The 15,049-nt window shown below is 72.6% G+C and carries 15 protein-coding genes, 1 tRNA gene and 1 pseudogene; 6 read left to right on the top strand and 11 right to left on the bottom strand.

The window, feature by feature from the left end; all coding sequences use genetic code 11:
* Positions 1-110: 110 nt before the first annotated feature.
* The 7 genes from ACFV9D_RS01470 to ACFV9D_RS01440 all read right to left on the bottom strand — a co-directional run bounded on the left by ACFV9D_RS01470 (position 111) and on the right by ACFV9D_RS01440 (position 8,071).
* Positions 111-1,808 carry a S8 family serine peptidase gene (locus ACFV9D_RS01470; RefSeq protein ID WP_385139424.1) on the bottom strand — a complete coding sequence of 566 codons (1,698 nt, stop codon included), beginning with the start codon at positions 1,806-1,808 and terminating at the stop codon, positions 111-113.
* A gap of 454 nt (positions 1,809-2,262) precedes the next feature.
* A complete protein-coding gene (locus ACFV9D_RS01465) occupies positions 2,263-3,129 on the bottom strand; it encodes a GNAT family N-acetyltransferase (RefSeq protein WP_385139131.1) in 867 nt (288 codons plus the stop codon).
* A 254-nt stretch (positions 3,130-3,383) separates the two neighbouring features.
* Positions 3,384-4,277: a hypothetical protein gene (locus ACFV9D_RS01460; RefSeq protein WP_385139128.1), complete on the bottom strand. Its 894-nt coding sequence runs from the start codon at positions 4,275-4,277 to the stop codon at positions 3,384-3,386.
* On the bottom strand, positions 4,274-5,284 hold the full coding sequence (locus ACFV9D_RS01455; protein WP_385139125.1) for an SPFH domain-containing protein: 1,011 nt from the start codon (positions 5,282-5,284) through the stop codon (positions 4,274-4,276). The genes ACFV9D_RS01460 and ACFV9D_RS01455 overlap by 4 nt, the downstream gene beginning before the upstream one ends.
* Before the next feature lie 52 nt (positions 5,285-5,336).
* Positions 5,337-6,011, bottom strand: coding sequence for a MerR family transcriptional regulator (locus tag ACFV9D_RS01450; protein ID WP_385139122.1), 675 nt, complete (start codon positions 6,009-6,011; stop codon positions 5,337-5,339).
* A gap of 123 nt (positions 6,012-6,134) precedes the next feature.
* Positions 6,135-7,253 carry a DMT family transporter gene (locus ACFV9D_RS01445; RefSeq protein WP_385139119.1) on the bottom strand — a complete coding sequence of 373 codons (1,119 nt, stop codon included), beginning with the start codon at positions 7,251-7,253 and terminating at the stop codon, positions 6,135-6,137.
* A complete protein-coding gene (locus tag ACFV9D_RS01440) occupies positions 7,250-8,071 on the bottom strand; it encodes a phosphatase PAP2 family protein (protein ID WP_385139116.1) in 822 nt (273 codons plus the stop codon). The genes ACFV9D_RS01445 and ACFV9D_RS01440 overlap by 4 nt, the downstream gene beginning before the upstream one ends.
* A 149-nt stretch (positions 8,072-8,220) precedes the next feature.
* Between ACFV9D_RS01440 and ACFV9D_RS01435 the strand changes: the two genes are divergently transcribed.
* From ACFV9D_RS01435 to ACFV9D_RS01425, 3 genes are all read left to right on the top strand, one after another.
* Positions 8,221-8,835: a TetR/AcrR family transcriptional regulator gene (locus ACFV9D_RS01435; protein WP_385139113.1), complete on the top strand. Its 615-nt coding sequence runs from the start codon at positions 8,221-8,223 to the stop codon at positions 8,833-8,835.
* Positions 8,836-8,864: 29 nt separating this feature from the next.
* Complete coding sequence (locus tag ACFV9D_RS01430) at positions 8,865-9,239, top strand: DUF488 domain-containing protein (protein ID WP_385139110.1); 375 nt, start codon at positions 8,865-8,867, stop codon at positions 9,237-9,239.
* A gap of 74 nt (positions 9,240-9,313) precedes the next feature.
* Positions 9,314-10,564, top strand: coding sequence for a cytochrome P450 (locus ACFV9D_RS01425; RefSeq protein ID WP_385139107.1), 1,251 nt, complete (start codon positions 9,314-9,316; stop codon positions 10,562-10,564).
* Between the two features lie 15 nt (positions 10,565-10,579).
* On the opposite strand, the gene ACFV9D_RS01420 is transcribed toward ACFV9D_RS01425, so the two are convergent.
* On the bottom strand, positions 10,580-11,050 hold the full coding sequence (locus ACFV9D_RS01420) for a DUF309 domain-containing protein (protein ID WP_385139105.1): 471 nt from the start codon (positions 11,048-11,050) through the stop codon (positions 10,580-10,582).
* A gap of 173 nt (positions 11,051-11,223) precedes the next feature.
* Here ACFV9D_RS01420 and ACFV9D_RS01415 point away from each other — a divergent pair.
* Positions 11,224-11,297, top strand: a tRNA-Pro gene (locus ACFV9D_RS01415).
* Positions 11,298-11,396: 99 nt separating this feature from the next.
* Here ACFV9D_RS01415 and ACFV9D_RS01410 read toward each other — a convergent pair.
* A pseudogene (locus ACFV9D_RS01410) lies at positions 11,397-11,705 on the bottom strand (tyrosine-type recombinase/integrase); the annotation flags it as partial.
* On the opposite strand from ACFV9D_RS01410, the gene ACFV9D_RS01405 reads away from it, so the two are divergent.
* Complete coding sequence (locus tag ACFV9D_RS01405; protein ID WP_385139102.1) at positions 11,705-12,067, top strand: TOBE domain-containing protein; 363 nt, start codon at positions 11,705-11,707, stop codon at positions 12,065-12,067. The pseudogene ACFV9D_RS01410 and the gene ACFV9D_RS01405 sit on opposite strands and share 1 nt — an antisense overlap.
* Positions 12,068-12,087: 20 nt before the next feature.
* On the opposite strand, the gene ACFV9D_RS01400 is transcribed toward ACFV9D_RS01405, so the two are convergent.
* Together ACFV9D_RS01400 and ACFV9D_RS01395 are read right to left on the bottom strand one after the other, a co-directional pair.
* Positions 12,088-13,470, bottom strand: a complete 1,383-nt coding sequence (locus ACFV9D_RS01400; RefSeq protein ID WP_385139099.1) for an FAD-binding oxidoreductase — start codon at positions 13,468-13,470, stop codon at positions 12,088-12,090.
* A 277-nt stretch (positions 13,471-13,747) separates the two neighbouring features.
* On the bottom strand, positions 13,748-14,428 hold the full coding sequence (locus tag ACFV9D_RS01395) for a helix-turn-helix transcriptional regulator (RefSeq protein ID WP_385139096.1): 681 nt from the start codon (positions 14,426-14,428) through the stop codon (positions 13,748-13,750).
* A gap of 79 nt (positions 14,429-14,507) precedes the next feature.
* On the opposite strand from ACFV9D_RS01395, the gene ACFV9D_RS01390 reads away from it, so the two are divergent.
* On the top strand, positions 14,508-14,939 hold the full coding sequence (locus tag ACFV9D_RS01390; protein WP_385139093.1) for a hypothetical protein: 432 nt from the start codon (positions 14,508-14,510) through the stop codon (positions 14,937-14,939).
* The last annotated feature ends 110 nt before the right edge of the window (positions 14,940-15,049 follow it).

Below are 15,049 nucleotides of genomic sequence, written 5' to 3'. Positions count from 1 at the left end.
CATACGGACAGCGGCTGCCGGGCAGCACGCCAGGACGCGCCCGTGGTATAGACCACGAGCGCGTCGCTGACCAGCAATGATGCTGATGTGGGGGGTGGTTCGGGTGGGACCTAGAAGGTGAGGTTCCACGAGTCGATGTAGCCGGTGTCACCCGAGGCCACATCGCGGACCTGCAGCTTCCAGGTGCCGTTGGCGACCTCGCTCGACGCGTCGACCGTGTACGTGGTCACGACGTTGTCGGCGCTGTCCGAGCCGCTGGACGCCTTCAGGTTGCGCACCGTGCCGTCGGGGGCGATCAGGTCGATGACCAGGTCCCCGCGCCAGGTGTGCTTGATGTCCACGCCGACCTTGAGGGCGGCGGGGGCGTTGCCGGTGCGGCCGGTGACGGCGATCGAGGACGACACGGTGGTGTTGTCGGAGATCGTGACATCGGTCGCGTTGGTGAAGACGTTGCCCGCCGGCGGGGTGGTGGTGGTGACGGCGTTCACGGTCTTCTCGGTGTCGGCGATGCCGGTGCCGCAGCCACCGGTGCAGGTGCCGGGCAGCGGGCGGGCGTTGGCCTTGATCGCGGACTCGATCTCGGCCGGGGTGAGGCTGCTCTTGGCCGACTTCAGCAGGGCGGCCAGGCCGGCGATGTGCGGCGCGGCCATCGAGGTGCCCTGGTAGGGCTTGTAGTTCTCGGCCGACTGGGTGGTCGTGCCCGAGTTCAGCGTGGAGTAGATGCCGTTCTCGGGGGTGGTGATGGTGCCCGGGGTGTCGGTGCCGCGACGGGTCTCGCCGCCCGGGGCCGCCACGTCCACGATGGAGCCGAAGTTCGAGTAGAACGAACGGTTGCCCTCGCGGCTGGTCGACGCCACGGTGATGACGTTCGAGCAGTTCGCGGGGGTGAAGCCGGAGGTGTTGGCGTTGCTGTTGCCCGCGGCGACGACGACGGTGGTACCGCGCGAGACGGCGCCGTTGATCGCGGTCTGGTAGACGCTCGGGCAGGTGGAGCTGGCGCCGCCCAGGCTCAGGTTGATGACCTTCGCCGGGGTCGGGTTGGCCGCGACGCCCGGCACGGTGCCGCCGGAGGCCCAGGTGATGGCGTCGGCGATGTCCGCGGAGGAGCCGCCGCACTTGCCGAGGACGCGCACGGGCTGGATCTTCGCGTTGTACGCGATGCCCGCGATGCCCTTGGTGTTGTTGGTGACCGCGCCGATGGTGCCGGCCACGTGGGTGCCGTGCCAGGAGGAGTTGGAGGCCTTGGAGCCGACGCCGCACTCGTTGTCGGTGGCGTTCCAGTCGCCCTCGTCCTTGGCGTCCGCGTCACGGCCGTTGCCGTCGCGGGCGTCGGCGGAGGTGGAGATGAAGTCGTAGCCGGACACGACGTTGGTCGCCAGGTCCGAGTGGGCCGCGTAGCCGGTGTCGATCACGGCGACGGTGACACCGGAGCCGGTCGTCTTGTCCCAGGCGGGCGGGACGTTCATGCCGCCGGTGGCCTCGAAGAGGTCCCACTGCTTGGCGTAGTCCGTGTCGTTCGGGGTGACCGCCATCGCGTACGCGCGGATGTCGGGCTCGACCGAGGCGACCTGCGGGTCGGCGCGGAAGGCGTCCATGACCTCGGTGACGTCCTGCTTCGTGGCGCTGTCGCCCAGGTCGACCAGCGCGGCGCCGCCGGCGAGGCGGCGCTCGAAGGAGAGGGCCTCGCCCGTCTCGGCGCCCTTGGCGGCCGCGTCGCTCTTGGCGGCGGCGTTCGAACCGGCCTCGGCGGTCTTGGACTTGTAGGTGACGATGACCTTCTCGACCGGGGCGCTGGGCAGCGCGGCCATCGTCTGCGAAGCCGGAGCCGGCTTCGGGGTCGAAGCGGCCGGGGCGGCGGCGATCGCCCCGGTGGAGGTGGCAGCGGCGCCGAGGATCGCGGCGCTCGCGACCACGACGGATATGACTCTCCGCCTGGAACTGTTCAAGGTGTTCCCTTTCAAGCACGACGTAGGTGCGGAGCAGTGGCGGCGGCGCGGGAACAGGGTGCGAAGTGGGGTCGCGGTCCACCGGTCCCTGGGCTTGGGGGGCCCGTGCGCCGCCACCGGCGCGACGGCCCGGGTCAAGGCCGTCACCGGCGGACACCACCCACCTCTCCACATGCACCTGACAGGCGCGGTTCGGGGGATGGGATCTGCCGGTGCGGCAGACAGTAGGGAACGGCGAGATGAACCCGATACGGGGAAAACCCTTGTCACCCCCCGAGGGGGGTGGGGGAGGGGTGGGACGTGGGGGTGAGGGTGGTCAGCCGAGCTCGAGGGTGGTGACGCCGAAGACCCGCTCCCGCGCGTGCGGCCTGATCGGCCCGGTGTACATCCGCGCCGTCTCGAACGTCGCCTCCAGGCCCCGTTCGAGGGCGAGGCGGGCCGCCGCCGGATTCTGCTCCGGCATGTCGACCGCGATCCGCGCCGAGCCGAACGCCCGGGCCTCTGCCGCGAGCGCGTCGAGGAGTACGGCGGCGTCGGCGGGCGTGTCCGCGAACAGGGGCCCGACGCGGGCCTCTTCCTGCGCCGGCCGCACCACGCCGTACCCCGTGGGGCGTCCGTCGACGACCCGGACGAGCGCGCGATGGCCGGGAGTGGTCAGCCACGGCGCGAGGAACCGCGGGCGGTCGGCGGGAAGGCAGGCGCTGTCGTACGCGGCGAGCGTGGCGGGGTCGACGCGGTGGGCGGGGACGACGTCAGGGGCGGGCGCGGCCGGAGGGTGTACCTCGCCGACGTACCGCGCCGTGCGGTAGGCGGTGGTGAAGCCGGAGCGGCGGTAGTTGTCCTGCTGGTCAGGCACACCGTCGAGGCCGACCGTCCGCTCGCCGGCGTGCGCGAGCGCGGCGCGCCAGGTCGCGAGGCCGTGGCCGAGACCGCGCTGGTCGGGGCGGACGAGGTAGAAGCCGAGGAAGGCGTACCGGTCGCTGTAGTTGACGACTGAGATGGCGGAGACGGGCTCCCCGTCGATCCGCCCGAGGAAGAACCCCTCGGAGTCCTGAGCGAAGAACGCGGCCGCGTCGGCAACCCCCGGATTCCACCCCTCGGCCGCGGCCCAGCCGCGCACGACCGCCCAGTCCTGGAGGGAGGCGACGTGGATGCTGAGAGGGCCGGTGGCGGGGTGGGCCATGACGGTTCCTTCGGCGGCCGATGGGGCGACGGACGGGGGCGATTCGGGCGAAGCGGCCCGAGCATAGCGAGTTCGCGGAAGGCCGGCGGAGCGGTACGACGGTATCCAGCCGCGGCCGACGCGGGACGGGACCGGCACCGTGCTGGACGGCGCCGGGACTGCCTCGGATGGCGCCGGGACGGCGTGGGACGGCGCCCGGACTGCGTCGGACGGCGCCGGGCCGCTCGCGCCGGGCAGACCGGGCGGACCGGGCCTCAACCCACCAGACGGAGCGCTGTTCCTGCCACTCCCACCCGTACCGTCTGGCCCCAGGTCAGGTCCAGTGCGTCCGATTCCATGCCGTCGCCGAAAGCGACCAGGCGGTCCGACTCGACCGTGAGGTGGAGGGACTGGGCGGAGTCCAGCACGCCCTCCACCCGCGTCGTGCCCGTCGTCGGGGACGGCCAGGCCTCGCGGACGAACCAGGCGAGGCGCGGGTCCGTCGGAGTCGGGAGGCGCAGACGGCTGGAGCGTTGCTGCCAGAGCGAGCGGAGCCAGCCCGTCGCGCCCGTGCCCGTGCCGACCAGGACGCCCGAGGACGCCTGGGGTTCGGGCGACGGTTCCGGGTCCTCCACGGTGAGCGTGTAGCGAGCCGTCTGGTGGCCGGGCGGGCCGAGGTAGATCTCGTTGAGGGCGAGGAGCCGTTGCGCGTCGTCCGTGACCGCCTCCACCATCGTGAGCTCGTCGGCCGCGGTCTCCGCCGCGGCCGGCAGCAACGCCCGCGCGTCCGCCGCCCGGTGCCGTACCAGGACCCCCGCGTTCCGACCCGGATCGGTGTCGATCCCGATGACGGGCTGCCCGGACAGGTACTTCGCCGCGTTGGCCACCAGACCGTCCTGCCCGACCACGACGACCACGTCCTCGGGGCCGAACAGGAAACGGTCCAGATCCGCCCGCTCCACCCGGGCCTGCCGCCACGAGAGCGGCACCGCCGCCGCCACCTCCGCGAGCGCCCGCCGGTTCCGCTCGTGCCGCCCCCGTACGTCCTCGATGCCCCGACCCCGGCTGGACAGGAAGAACGCGGCCTGCCCGTGCGTACCGTGCCGGGCGAGCAGCTCCTCGTACTCCGTGGTGCGGTGCACGAGCACCGCGCGAGGCGCCAGGCTCACGACACGGTCCCGCCGCCGCTGCCGAGCTTCGCCAGAAGTCCGGTCAGCACGTCGGGCGAGAGCGTCAGGTGCTCGATCCGGGGGAGGTTCTCCGCCGCCCGGGTCGCCGCCAACGCGTGCAGCGTCGCCGTGTCGACCTCCCCGTGCACCCTGAGCCAGGCCGCCTGCGCCGCCGCCCGCGCCTCGCCGACCTCGCGCGCCGCCTCCGCCTCGGCCCGCGCGAGCCGGACCTTCCGTACCGCCTCCGCCTCCGCCCGTACGGAGTCGGCGGCGGCGCTCTCCTCCGCCTCGCGGCGTGCGTTGGTGCCGCGCTGGTCGACCAGCCGCTCCTCCTGGCGGGCCAGTTCGATCTTGCTGGCCAGCTCGTTCTCGGCGATGGTCCGCTCACGCTCGACCGCCACCGCCCGCCGCTCGTACGTGGCCCGGTCCGCCTCCTGCTGGATCTGCTCGCGGGCGGGCGTGCGCAGCGCCCGCTCGACCTCCGGCTCCGGGCGGATCGCCACCACCCGCACCGCCACCACCTCGATACCGGTCGCCGGGAGCCGCGGCTCGGCCGCGAGCCCGTCCGCGATCCGGTCCCGTACCGCGGCCACACCGTCGACAAGCGCCGCCGCCAGCGGGGTGCGCGCCAATACGTCGAGGGCGTGCTGCTGCGCGGTCTCGGTCAGCAGCGTGGCGATCTGCTCCAGCGGAGCGCCGCGCCACGCGCCCGTGTCCGGATCGATCGAGAAGTCGAGCCGGGTGGCCGCGGCGTCCGGCTCGCCGATCCGGTACGTGACGGTGGACTGCACGCTCACGTCCTGGAAGTCGGCGGTCCTGGCGTGGAACGCCATCGCCAGCTCCCGGTCGTTCACCGGCACTTCGGAGAGCGCGGCGGAGAGTGAGCGGTACCAGAAGCTGAGCCCCGTCCCGTCGTGGACCAGGCGTCCGCGCCGGTGGTGGCGGATGTGAGCGGTGGGTGCGGACCGCAGATGGCGCCAGCCGGCGCGGCGGGTGATGTCGGCCATGGAAACTCCCCCTTGTCGTCATGTTGACGATAGGAGTTCCGGGCTCTTTTCGTCAAGATGATGAAATGGGGGGTTCGGGAGGCGGGGGGAACCTGTGCAGGTGGGCGGAAACATCCTCGTGGGCCAGGCGGCGCAGGGCCAGCAGGATCGGCTCGTACAGCACCGTGTACGCGACCGCCGCCTCGATCGCCTCCTCCAGGACCGGGTACTCCTCCATCACTGCGTACTCCTCGGCGGCGATCGGGTGCATCACCTCGGCGTACCGCCGGATGTCGTCGGTGCGGCCCCGGTAGCCCAGCGTGCGGAGCGTCAGGACCGCCCGGGTCAGCGCGGCGAGCGCGGGTGCCTCGTCGTACACCTGCCAGCCCATCTCGGTGAGCAGCCCGCGCATCTCGGCGAAGACCTCGTCCCACAGCGGGCGCTCGGGATCGGAGGCGTCGGGCGGGGGGATCTGCGGGCCCAGCATGTGAGCGGCGACGCCGACGCGATCGTGGCGGTCGAAGGTGGGGTCGTGCGCCACCGCCAGAACGTCCCGGGCCTGCTGGATCGTCATCCCGCCGACCGTGAGGAGCGCCCGGAGCAGGCGCAGCCTGCGCAGGTGCTCCTCGCCGTACTCCGACTGCCGCGCGGTGACGGGCGTCCCCGGAGGCAGGAGTCCCTCGCGCAGGTAGTACTTCACGGTGGCCACGGACACGCCGCCGCGGGCGCTCAACTCGGAGAGGCGCAAATGCGTTTCACCGTTCCCATCGTCTCGACACGGATATCGGGGAGTTCTACTCCGCCCTCCAAGGATAGGTCGGCTATCCAAGAAGGGGAGGGTGGGTGCACGGGTGAGGGAGGTGAGGCGCGGTCACCCCGCGAGCGGCGCGGTGGCCGGCTCGTCGGTGCGGGGCAGGGGGAGCGGCTGCGGCTGCCCGGAGGCCACGACCTGGGAGGGGGACGGCGGTGAGGAAGAGGACGGGGGCGGTGTCACGGGGGATGTTCCCGCCCCCGTCGTCAGGAGCACCACCCCGCGTGCCGCCACCACCGAAGCGGCGGCCGCGATCAGCCAGCCCCACACCCCTGCGCGGAACGTCTCGCCGAGCAGCGCCACGCCGATGACCGCCGCGGCGGCCGGGTTGGAGAGGTTCACGACGGCCAGCGGCGCGGCGAGGCCGCCCCGGTAGGCGGTCTGCGAGAGCAGCAGTCCGCCCACCGCGAAGGCGGAGATCAGCACCGCGATCAGGGCCGTCTGCCACCGGGCCGTCGCGCCGCCGGGCAGCTCGCGCGCGAGCGCGGCGGTGAGCGTCTGCGTCAGCGCTGAGCCGACCCCGGAGGCGATCCCGGAAGCTGTCGCGTGCCCGAGCCCCCGCCCACGCGCCGCACCGGCCCGTGCCCGCGGGGTCGTGCCCGCACCGGCCTGCGAGGCTGTGCCCGCACCGAGGCCGCCCCGCGAGCCCGTGCCCACGTGCGCCCGCGCCCGCGAGCCGCCGCTTTCACGCCGCCCTCCGTACCGCCCTCCGTACCGCCCTCCCGAGGCGAGCACCGCGATCAGCAGCGCCGTCGCCGCCGCGACGATCAGGGACTCGCGCAGACTCAGCGCGTCGCCCGGCGTCGCCGGGCCGGTCACCGAGATCAGGCCGACGAGGCCCGCCAGCGTCCAGAGCGCCCCGCGCCACTCCGCCCGGGTCACCCGCCGACGGGCGCAGTACGCCCCGAGCGGCAGCGCCGCCACCAGGGTGAGCGCGCCCAGCGGCTGAACGAGCGTCAGCGGGCCGTAGTGCAACGCGGCCACATGGGCGAGCGCGCCCGCCGCGTTCAGGCCTACCGCCCACCACCACTGGCCGCGCGCGAGCAGCGCGCGCAGCGCGCCGCGTCCCCCGTCGGAGGACGAGGCGAGCCGGGACTGGGCGACGGCGGCGAGGGCGTACCCGGCGGCGGAGACCAGGGACAGGAGTACGGCGAGGACGATGCCGTCGGGGGTGGTCATCGGAGGGCCTCCGCCGGACGGGGCGCGGCGGCGCGCGGGAGCGGGTCGGGGGCGAGCGGGTCGGGGTCGGCCGGGCCGGCGCCGGGTGCCCGTACGGCCGCGAGCGCGAGAGCGAGCAGCGTCGCCGCCGCGAGGGCGTCGAACCAGTAGTGGTTGGCCGTGCCGACGATCACCAGGAGCGTCAGCAGTGGGTGGAGCAGCCAGAGCCACCGCCACCGCCCTCGGGTCGCGACGATCAGGCCGATGGCGACCATCACCGCCCAGCCGAAGTGCAACGAGGGCATCGCGGCGAACTGGTTGGCCATCGAGTCCGTCTCGGGGCTCGCGCCGTACACCGACGGGCCGTAGATCCGCGCGGTGTCGACGAGTCCGGACGCGGCGAGCATCCGGGGCGGCGCCAGCGGCATCAGCAGATGCAGGGCGAGCGCGGCGGCGGTCAGGAGCGCAAGGACGCGTCGGGACCAGAGGTAGTGCTCCGGGCGGCGCCAGTAGAGCCAGCCGAGGAAGGCGATCGTGGCCGGGAAGTGCACGGCCGCGTAGTACGTGTTCGCGGCCCGGACGAGCGGCTCGCCGTGCATGAGGAGGGCCTGTACGGAACCCTCGCCGGGCAGATGGACGGCCCGCTCCGCGTTCCATATCCGGTCGGCGTTGTGGAAGGCCCGCACTTCGTGGCCGTTCGCGAACAGCCGGCCGCACTTGTACACGAGGAACAGCGCGGTGACGAGCAGCAGCTCGCGCACCAGAGGCGGTCTCCGGGTAGCGGTCGGCTCCGGTCCCGCGGGACGAGTCCCCCGTGTCCCGCGTATCCCGGCAGCCATTGGCGCGGCCCCTTTTTTCCGTCAAATCGTCAGCAAACGGGGGAAGCCTAGATCCGAATTCATCGAGACGCAAGCGTCTCGATACGTTTGCGTCTCGATTGTGCACCCCCTACTCTCGTATGTGCAGAGAGCTGTCCGGGAGGTATGGGATGTCCACAGAGGCCGCGACCGCCGCCGCCCGTCGCAGCAAGATCACGCCGGAGCGGGAGAGCGAGCTCTACGAGGCCGTCCTCCGCCTGCTCCGCGAGGGCGGCTACGACGCGGTGACCATGGAGGGCGTCGCGGCCCTCACCAAGTGCGGCAAGGCGACCCTCTACCGCCAGTGGGGGACCAAGCACCAGCTGGTGACGGCTGCCCTCGCCAAACAGCGCTGCGTGTTCTTCGGCGGCATCGACACCGGATCACTCGTCGGCGACCTCCGTGCGGCGGCCCACCTGGCCGCGACCAGCCGCGACCGCGACGCCGAGCTGATGGAGGCCGTCAGCCAGGCGTACGTCCAGTACCCCGAACTGTGCGAGGCGCTCCGCGAGACCGTCATCAGCCCGGAGGTCGCGGCGCTCGACACGATCCTGCGGCGGGCCGTCGAGCGCGGCGAGATCTCCGCGGACAACCCGGCGATCGGCTTCGTCGCCCCCTGCTTCCTCGGGATGCTCCGCATCGAGCGGCTCTTCGAGGAGCGTTTCGCCGACGCGTCGACGATGCGCGTCTTCGTCGACTCGGTCCTGCTGCCCGCGCTGCAGCCCGCGGGGCGCGTCGAGGTGTGACCACCGCGCGGCTCCGGCACCCTGGAGCCATGCCAGCCGCAGCTCCCGACGTACGCGTCCGCCGGATCTACGAGTCCCCGTCACCCGACGACGGAGTACGGGTCCTCGTCGACCGCCTCTGGCCGCGCGGCCTCGCCAAGACCGACGCCCGCATCGACGAGTGGCCCAAGGCCCTCACCCCCTCCACCGAACTGCGGCGTTGGTACCACGGTCCGGACGGCGAGTACGGGGAGTTCTGCCGACGGTACGAGGACGAGCTCGCCGAACCCGCCGCGGCCGAGGCCCTCGACCGTCTGCGCGCCCTCGCCGCCCAGGGCACCGTCACCCTCCTCACCGCCGCGAAGGACCCGTCCGTCAGCCACACCTCCGTACTCGTACGCGCGCTGTCCGAATCCCAGGCGTAGCCAGGAGCACGCGGCGCCGGTCACCATGGCCGGACCGCACCGAGTTCCGCACCTTCCCCTTCCGGAGGCGCCGCGTGGACCCGACGACGTACGCACGTCACGAACTGCTCGACGCGTTGCAGCGCGACCCGTACCCCCTCTACGCCCGTGCGCGACAGACCGACGGTCTGACCTTCGTCCCCGAACTCGACGCCTGGCTGGTCGCCCGGGACGCCGACGTCCGCGAAGTGCTGCTGCGGCCGGAGGACTTCTCCTCCGCCCAGGCCCTGCGCCCCGACGTCATGCCCACAGCCGCCGTCTTCGGCGTCCTCGCCCGCGGCTTCGGCAAACGGCCCACCGTCGTCTCCACCGACGGCGCCGCACACCGCCGCCACCGCGCCCCGATCAACAGCGGCCTCTCCGCGGCGCGCGTCGCGGCCCTCACGCCGTACGCCGCCGAGGTCGCCACCGCCCTCGTCGACGGCTTCGCAGCCGACGGCCACACGGAGCTGATGTCCTCCTACGCCCGCAAGCTGCCCGGCGCCGTCATCGGTCGCCTCATCGGCTTCGAGCCGGCGGACGTGCCCGCCGCGGTGCACGGAGGACACCGCGCCGAGCAGCTCCTCTTCCGGCCCATGGCCGAGGACGAACAGATCGCCGCGGCCGAGGACGTGGTAGCCCTCGAGCACCTCCTCGACCGCTACGCCCGCGAGCGGCGCGCCCACCCCCGCGACGACCTGTGCTCGGCCATGGTCGCCGCCCTGGCCCCGGACACCGGACTCGGGCCCGGCACCCGCGAGCTCACCGAGGACCAGCGCAGCGAACTCGTCTCCAACCTGCAGAACTTCCTCATCGCCGGGCACCTCACCACCACGGCCCTGATCGGCACCGCGCTCTTCCATCTGCTGCGCCGGCGCGACCAGTGGGAGCTGCTCCGTGCCCGGCCCGAACTCATACCCGGGGCGGTGGAGGAAGCCGCCCGCTTCGACACCGCCGTCCAGGGATTCCGTCGCACCACGACCCGGCCCGTCGTCCTGGCCGGCACCGAACTGCCCGCCGGGGCCACCGTCTTCGTCGCGTACGGCTCCGCCAACCGCGACGAGGCGCGCCACGAGGACGCCGACGTCTTCGACATCACGCGGCCACCGACCCCCACCCGCCACGTCAGCTTCGGCCACGGCGCCCACGGCTGCCCCGGCTCCCAGCTCGCCCGCACCCAACTCCGCCTCACTCTGGAGCTGTTCGTCCGCCGCTTCCCCGGACTCCGGCTGGCTCAGGACCGGGAGGTGGTGATGCGGCCGACCCTGATCCACCGCTCGCCCCTGGAGCTCCACCTCACCTGGTGACCACCGGGCGCCGCGCTACTCGGGGAGCAGGCGCGGCGCCTCGGCGGACGCGTCCGTCACGGAGTCCGCGTGCGCCGCCAACTCCCGGGCCCAGCCCACGAGTCCACCGATGTCGATGCCGTACGGATCGGGCTGCCCGGAGATCCGTGCGGCGCCGCGCAGCAACAGCCGCGCCCCGCCCGCCGCGTTGCCCCGCGCGGCGTGGGTCAGCCCCACCGCCAACTGGGCGAGCCCCTGCCACAGGTCCCGCTCCTCGGCGGGACCGCTCTTCCAGGCGTCCTCGAAGACCTCGTGCGCATGGAACGGCATCCCCGCGTCGAGCAGCCGCTGCGCCTCACGGAGCGTCTGCGCGGGCGTCCGCACCACCCCTTCGGGCTGCCGGGGCACCCCCTCGACCCCGTACGGCAACGGCCGTCCGAGCCCGTCCCGCGGCCGCGCACTGCGCGCCCGCCCCTCCTCGTCCCGGTCCCTCGGCGTCGTGTCCACCCGCCCATTCTCCCCTTCAGCGGCCTTCGACGGCCTGGCGACGGCCCGGCGGCGGCCCGGCCTGCGGGTATGCCACTCACCGTCCGGGCGGGGGTGCGTCCATCCGACCCGCGGAGTGAGGTAATGTTCTCCTGCACGCAGCCGCCGGGGACAAACCCCCGGGGGACGGGCATCGGGACGTGGCGCAGCTTGGTAGCGCACTTGACTGGGGGTCAAGGGGTCGCAGGTTCAAATCCTGTCGTCCCGACTCGAAAGAGTCGCAGGTCAGGGGCCGTTTCAGAGCAATCTGAAACGGCCCCTGACCCGTTCTTGGGGACCAGTTGGGGACCAACTCGCCTTGACCGGGTCAGCGGGCGACCACGATCGGGCTCGGCAGGGACCGCGGTGCGCGCAGCACGCTGAGGTGCGCCGAGAGCGCGGCGCCGGCGGCGGTGATCTTGTGCACGTCGGGGTGCAGGTACCGCTGGGTGGTGGTCAGAGAGCCATGGCCGGCGATCTTGCGCAGAACGTGCACCTGGACGCCCGCATCGGCGAACCAGGTGAGTCCGGTGTGCCGGAGGTCGTGGCGCCGAAGGTGCTCGTGGCCGAGCTTCATGACGACGTCGTCCCAGTGGGTCGCGTCGCGCAGGACCGCGGTGGATCTACCACCGGCCGGTGGATCCGTGGCTGGCCTCGTTCGTCGGGGACGCCGTCTTCGTGCCCGGCACCGCCGACAAGGACGTGGCCACGACCGCGCTGGGGCGCATCCCGCTGGCCGCCGCTCCGGCGGGTCGGCGCGAGGGTCTGGTCTTCCTGAGGCCCGAGCAGCTCCGGCTCGCGGAGCCGGACGGCGCCGACGCCGAAGGCGTCGTGACCGATGTCCGCTTCTTCGGCCACGACGCCCTGGTCACGGTCGCCGTCGCCGGCCTGGACGAGCCGGTCGACATCCGTACCGCGGCTCCGCTGCGGGTGGAGCCGGGCCGGAGGGTCGGCGTCCGCCTCACCGGCGAGGCCACCTTGCACCCCGGCACGGCCTGAACGAGTCCGGCGAGGCGCCCCTACCGGCTGGGCGGGATGTTCTGGTTGAGGGCGAAGACGTTCCCGGGGTCGTAGCGGTCCTTCAGGGCGACGAGGCGGGCGTACTTCTCCGGGCCGTACGAGGCGCGCAGCCGGGCGCCCTCGTCCGTGGAGATGAAGTTGGGTACCGAAGTGCCGGTCGTCCACGGCCGCATGGCCGCGTGGAAGCCGCGCGCCCAGTCGATGTGCCGCTCCCGCCCTTCGTCGCCCCACCAGATGGACAGGCAGAAGTACACCCATTTCGTCGGCGGGGTGGCGAGGGCCATGGAGTCGCCGTCCAGGCGGTCCATCGCTCCACCCAGCGGGCAGAAGATGGTCTGGGTCATCGGCGAGCTGACCGCCTCGGCCTGCTCGATCGCCGTGTCGAGCGCCTCGTCCGGCAGCTCGGGCAGGTAGTCGATCTTGAAGTACTCGCTGACGCCCGTCGGGGTCCCGCCGTCCAGCATCTGCTGCACGGCGGTGTACGGCATGGGCTGGACCTTCCGGACCCAGGGCTCGCCCCACTCGACCAGGGGCTTCAGGACCTCCTCGCCCCGCGTGATGTCGCCGACGTACGCGACGATCACGCCGACGGCGGGCTCGCCCCGGGCCTCCTCCGGCACGAAGTCCGCCGGCGGCGCGGTGATCAGGGCGAGGGCCCCGGTGACCTCGTCGGGTGCCCGCTCCATGAAGTCCCGGTAGAGGCGCGCGAGCGGTCCGGCGACCGAGCGCCGGTGCAGCAGCATCCCGGCGTACAGAAGCGGTCCGACGGGATGCAGTCGGAAACCGAACTCGGTCACGATGCCGAAGTTGCCGCCGCCGCCCCGCAGGCCCCAGAATAGGTCGGCGTTCTCGTCCTCGTCGGCGCGGAGGATCCGTCCGTCGGCGGTGACCACCTGGGTGGACGTCAGATTCCAGGCGGACGGCCCGTACATCCGCTCCAGCCAGCCGGAGCCGCTGCCGAGCGTCAGGCCGGCGACCCCGGTGTCCGACACCCGTCCGCCGGTCACGGCCAGACCGAACTCCTGGGTCGCGGCGTCCAGTTCGCCCCAGGTCAGGCCGGCCCCGAAGCGGCCGGTACGTGCCTCCGCGTCGATCTCGACGTGCTTCATCGGGCTGGTGTCGACGACCAGGCCGCCCTCGCAGGAGGCGAACCCGGCGGTCGCGTGCCCGCCTCCGCGCACTGCGACCCCGAGTCCCTGCTCTCGGGCGTGGGCGATGGCGGCGCGCACGTCCTCGGGGCTCGTGCAGCGGGCGACCAGGGCGGGATGCTGGTCGTGGTCCCGGTTGAAACACCGGCGGACGTCGTCGTAGTCCGGGTTGGCGGGCCCGATGAGCTCGCCCTTGAAGTCCGGGATACGGGCGAAGGGTTGTGTGCTGGTCATGGCGGTGGTCCCTGTGAGCCGTCGAGGGCGACGGCGGCGACCGAGACTGTTTGACCAGTGGCGCGGGCACAGCCCGGCCCGGCCGGCGCGCACCAGCCGCCTGCCGTTTACCGTCAGTATCCGCCCGCACCCATGAGTAGGCCATTTGGGCAAGTCGGCCCATGCCGCCCTGCGCGGGATGGGGCTGGGTGGCACGGATGCTCGGTGGGAATCCCGGTATCCATCGCACCGATGGCTTGGTCATGACTGACAGTGACGCCCGCGGGCCCGCGTCCCGTCAGACGGCCGGCTGGAGTCGGACGCAGCAGTGTCCGGGGCCGGGCGCCAGGCACGCCTCGATCCCGGTCTCGTCGATGCCTTCGAGGACGCCGCGCAGCAGGTGGAGGTTCATGCCGCACACCGTTTGGGTGTGCGCCTTGGCCAGGGCGTGGAAGGGGCAGTTGCCCAGGACGATGGCGTCGTCCTCGTGGCGCGGCTCGAAGCCGTACCTCTCGAGCAGCTCGAAGACGTCGGTCCGGTTCTGCTCGCCCAGCTGTGTGCCGAGCTCCTCGGCCTTGCGGTGCAGCGCCGTCCGTACCGGCTCGCCGGTCGCGTCGGATTCCTCCACGGCCTGGGCGAGTAGCCGTCCGGCGAGCTCGTAGCGGCGGTCGGGGAAGCTGACGGCGACCTGCTTCGTCGAGCGTCGGTAGAGCTTCGCCGGCCTTCCCGCACCCGGACCGGTGCGTCCGCTGCGGCGTTCGTAGACGACGTCGAGCAGGGATTCGTCGGCCAGCCGGTCCAGGTGGAACGCCGCGGTCTTGCGGGCCAGTCCCATGGCGGCGGCGGCCTCGTCCCGGCTCACGGGGCTCGACTGGCGCACCACGTGGTCGTACAGCCTCCTGCGGGTCGGCTCGTCGAGAGCGGCGATGGCGGAGACGTCCGGGTCGCGTACTTCCTTCGGGGTGTCCACGAACCCCATTGTAAAACCCGCAGCCATTGACTATAGAGCGGGAGAGGGCTTCTATAGGAAATGAACCTTGCCGATAGAAGGAGGGGCCATGTCCTCCGTCACCACAAGCACCAGCTCCGCCGCCCGGCGGCGCGAGGCGCTCACTGATCCCGGCTACCAGGCGTTCGTGATCCTCCGTACCGGATTCACGGTGGCGCCGATCCTGTTCGGGCTGGACAAGTTCGCCAACCTGTTGACGGACTGGCCCACCTACCTCGCGCCGTGGATCGACGACATCGTTCCCGGCAGCGCCCAAGCGGCCATGTATGCGGTCGGCGTGATCGAGATCGTCGCCGGCATCGTCGTGGCGCTGGCTCCCCGCTTCGGGGGCTGGCTCGTGGCCGGCTGGCTGGCGGGCATCATCGTCAACCTGCTGACCATCCCGGGTCACTACGACGTCGCACTGCGCGACTTCGGACTGCTCCTCGGTGCCGTCGCGCTCGCACGCCTCGCCCAGCGCTATCACGCCAAGCGCCCATGATGTGAACAGGCGGGGATTGCGAGCGAACCGCTTCCGGCGGGTGACGCCTGGTGGCGCCACCCGCCGTGTCGTCGCTGTCCTGGAGCAGATCGTCGCCGGCCGGGAAGGGC

Source organism: Streptomyces sp. NPDC059875, assembly GCF_042731085.1.
GTDB lineage: Bacteria > Actinomycetota > Actinomycetes > Streptomycetales > Streptomycetaceae > Streptomyces.
This window is presented reverse-complemented; position numbering and strand designations above follow the sequence as displayed.

Coding starts and splice junctions, on each gene's coding strand:
- ACFV9D_RS01395 (WP_385139096.1), bottom strand. CDS start 14,428: ATGGGGTTCGTGGACACCCCGAAGGAAGTACGCGACCCGGACGTCTCC.
- ACFV9D_RS01470 (WP_385139424.1), bottom strand. CDS start 1,808: ATGGCCGCGCTGCCCAGCGCCCCGGTCGAGAAGGTCATCGTCACCTAC.
- ACFV9D_RS01430 (WP_385139110.1), top strand. CDS start 8,865: ATGCCAGCCGCAGCTCCCGACGTACGCGTCCGCCGGATCTACGAGTCC.
- ACFV9D_RS01435 (WP_385139113.1), top strand. CDS start 8,221: ATGTCCACAGAGGCCGCGACCGCCGCCGCCCGTCGCAGCAAGATCACG.
- ACFV9D_RS01445 (WP_385139119.1), bottom strand. CDS start 7,253: ATGACCACCCCCGACGGCATCGTCCTCGCCGTACTCCTGTCCCTGGTC.
- ACFV9D_RS01400 (WP_385139099.1), bottom strand. CDS start 13,470: ATGACCAGCACACAACCCTTCGCCCGTATCCCGGACTTCAAGGGCGAG.
- ACFV9D_RS01440 (WP_385139116.1), bottom strand. CDS start 8,071: ATGGCTGCCGGGATACGCGGGACACGGGGGACTCGTCCCGCGGGACCG.
- ACFV9D_RS01455 (WP_385139125.1), bottom strand. CDS start 5,284: ATGGCCGACATCACCCGCCGCGCCGGCTGGCGCCATCTGCGGTCCGCA.
- ACFV9D_RS01465 (WP_385139131.1), bottom strand. CDS start 3,129: ATGGCCCACCCCGCCACCGGCCCTCTCAGCATCCACGTCGCCTCCCTC.
- ACFV9D_RS01390 (WP_385139093.1), top strand. CDS start 14,508: ATGTCCTCCGTCACCACAAGCACCAGCTCCGCCGCCCGGCGGCGCGAG.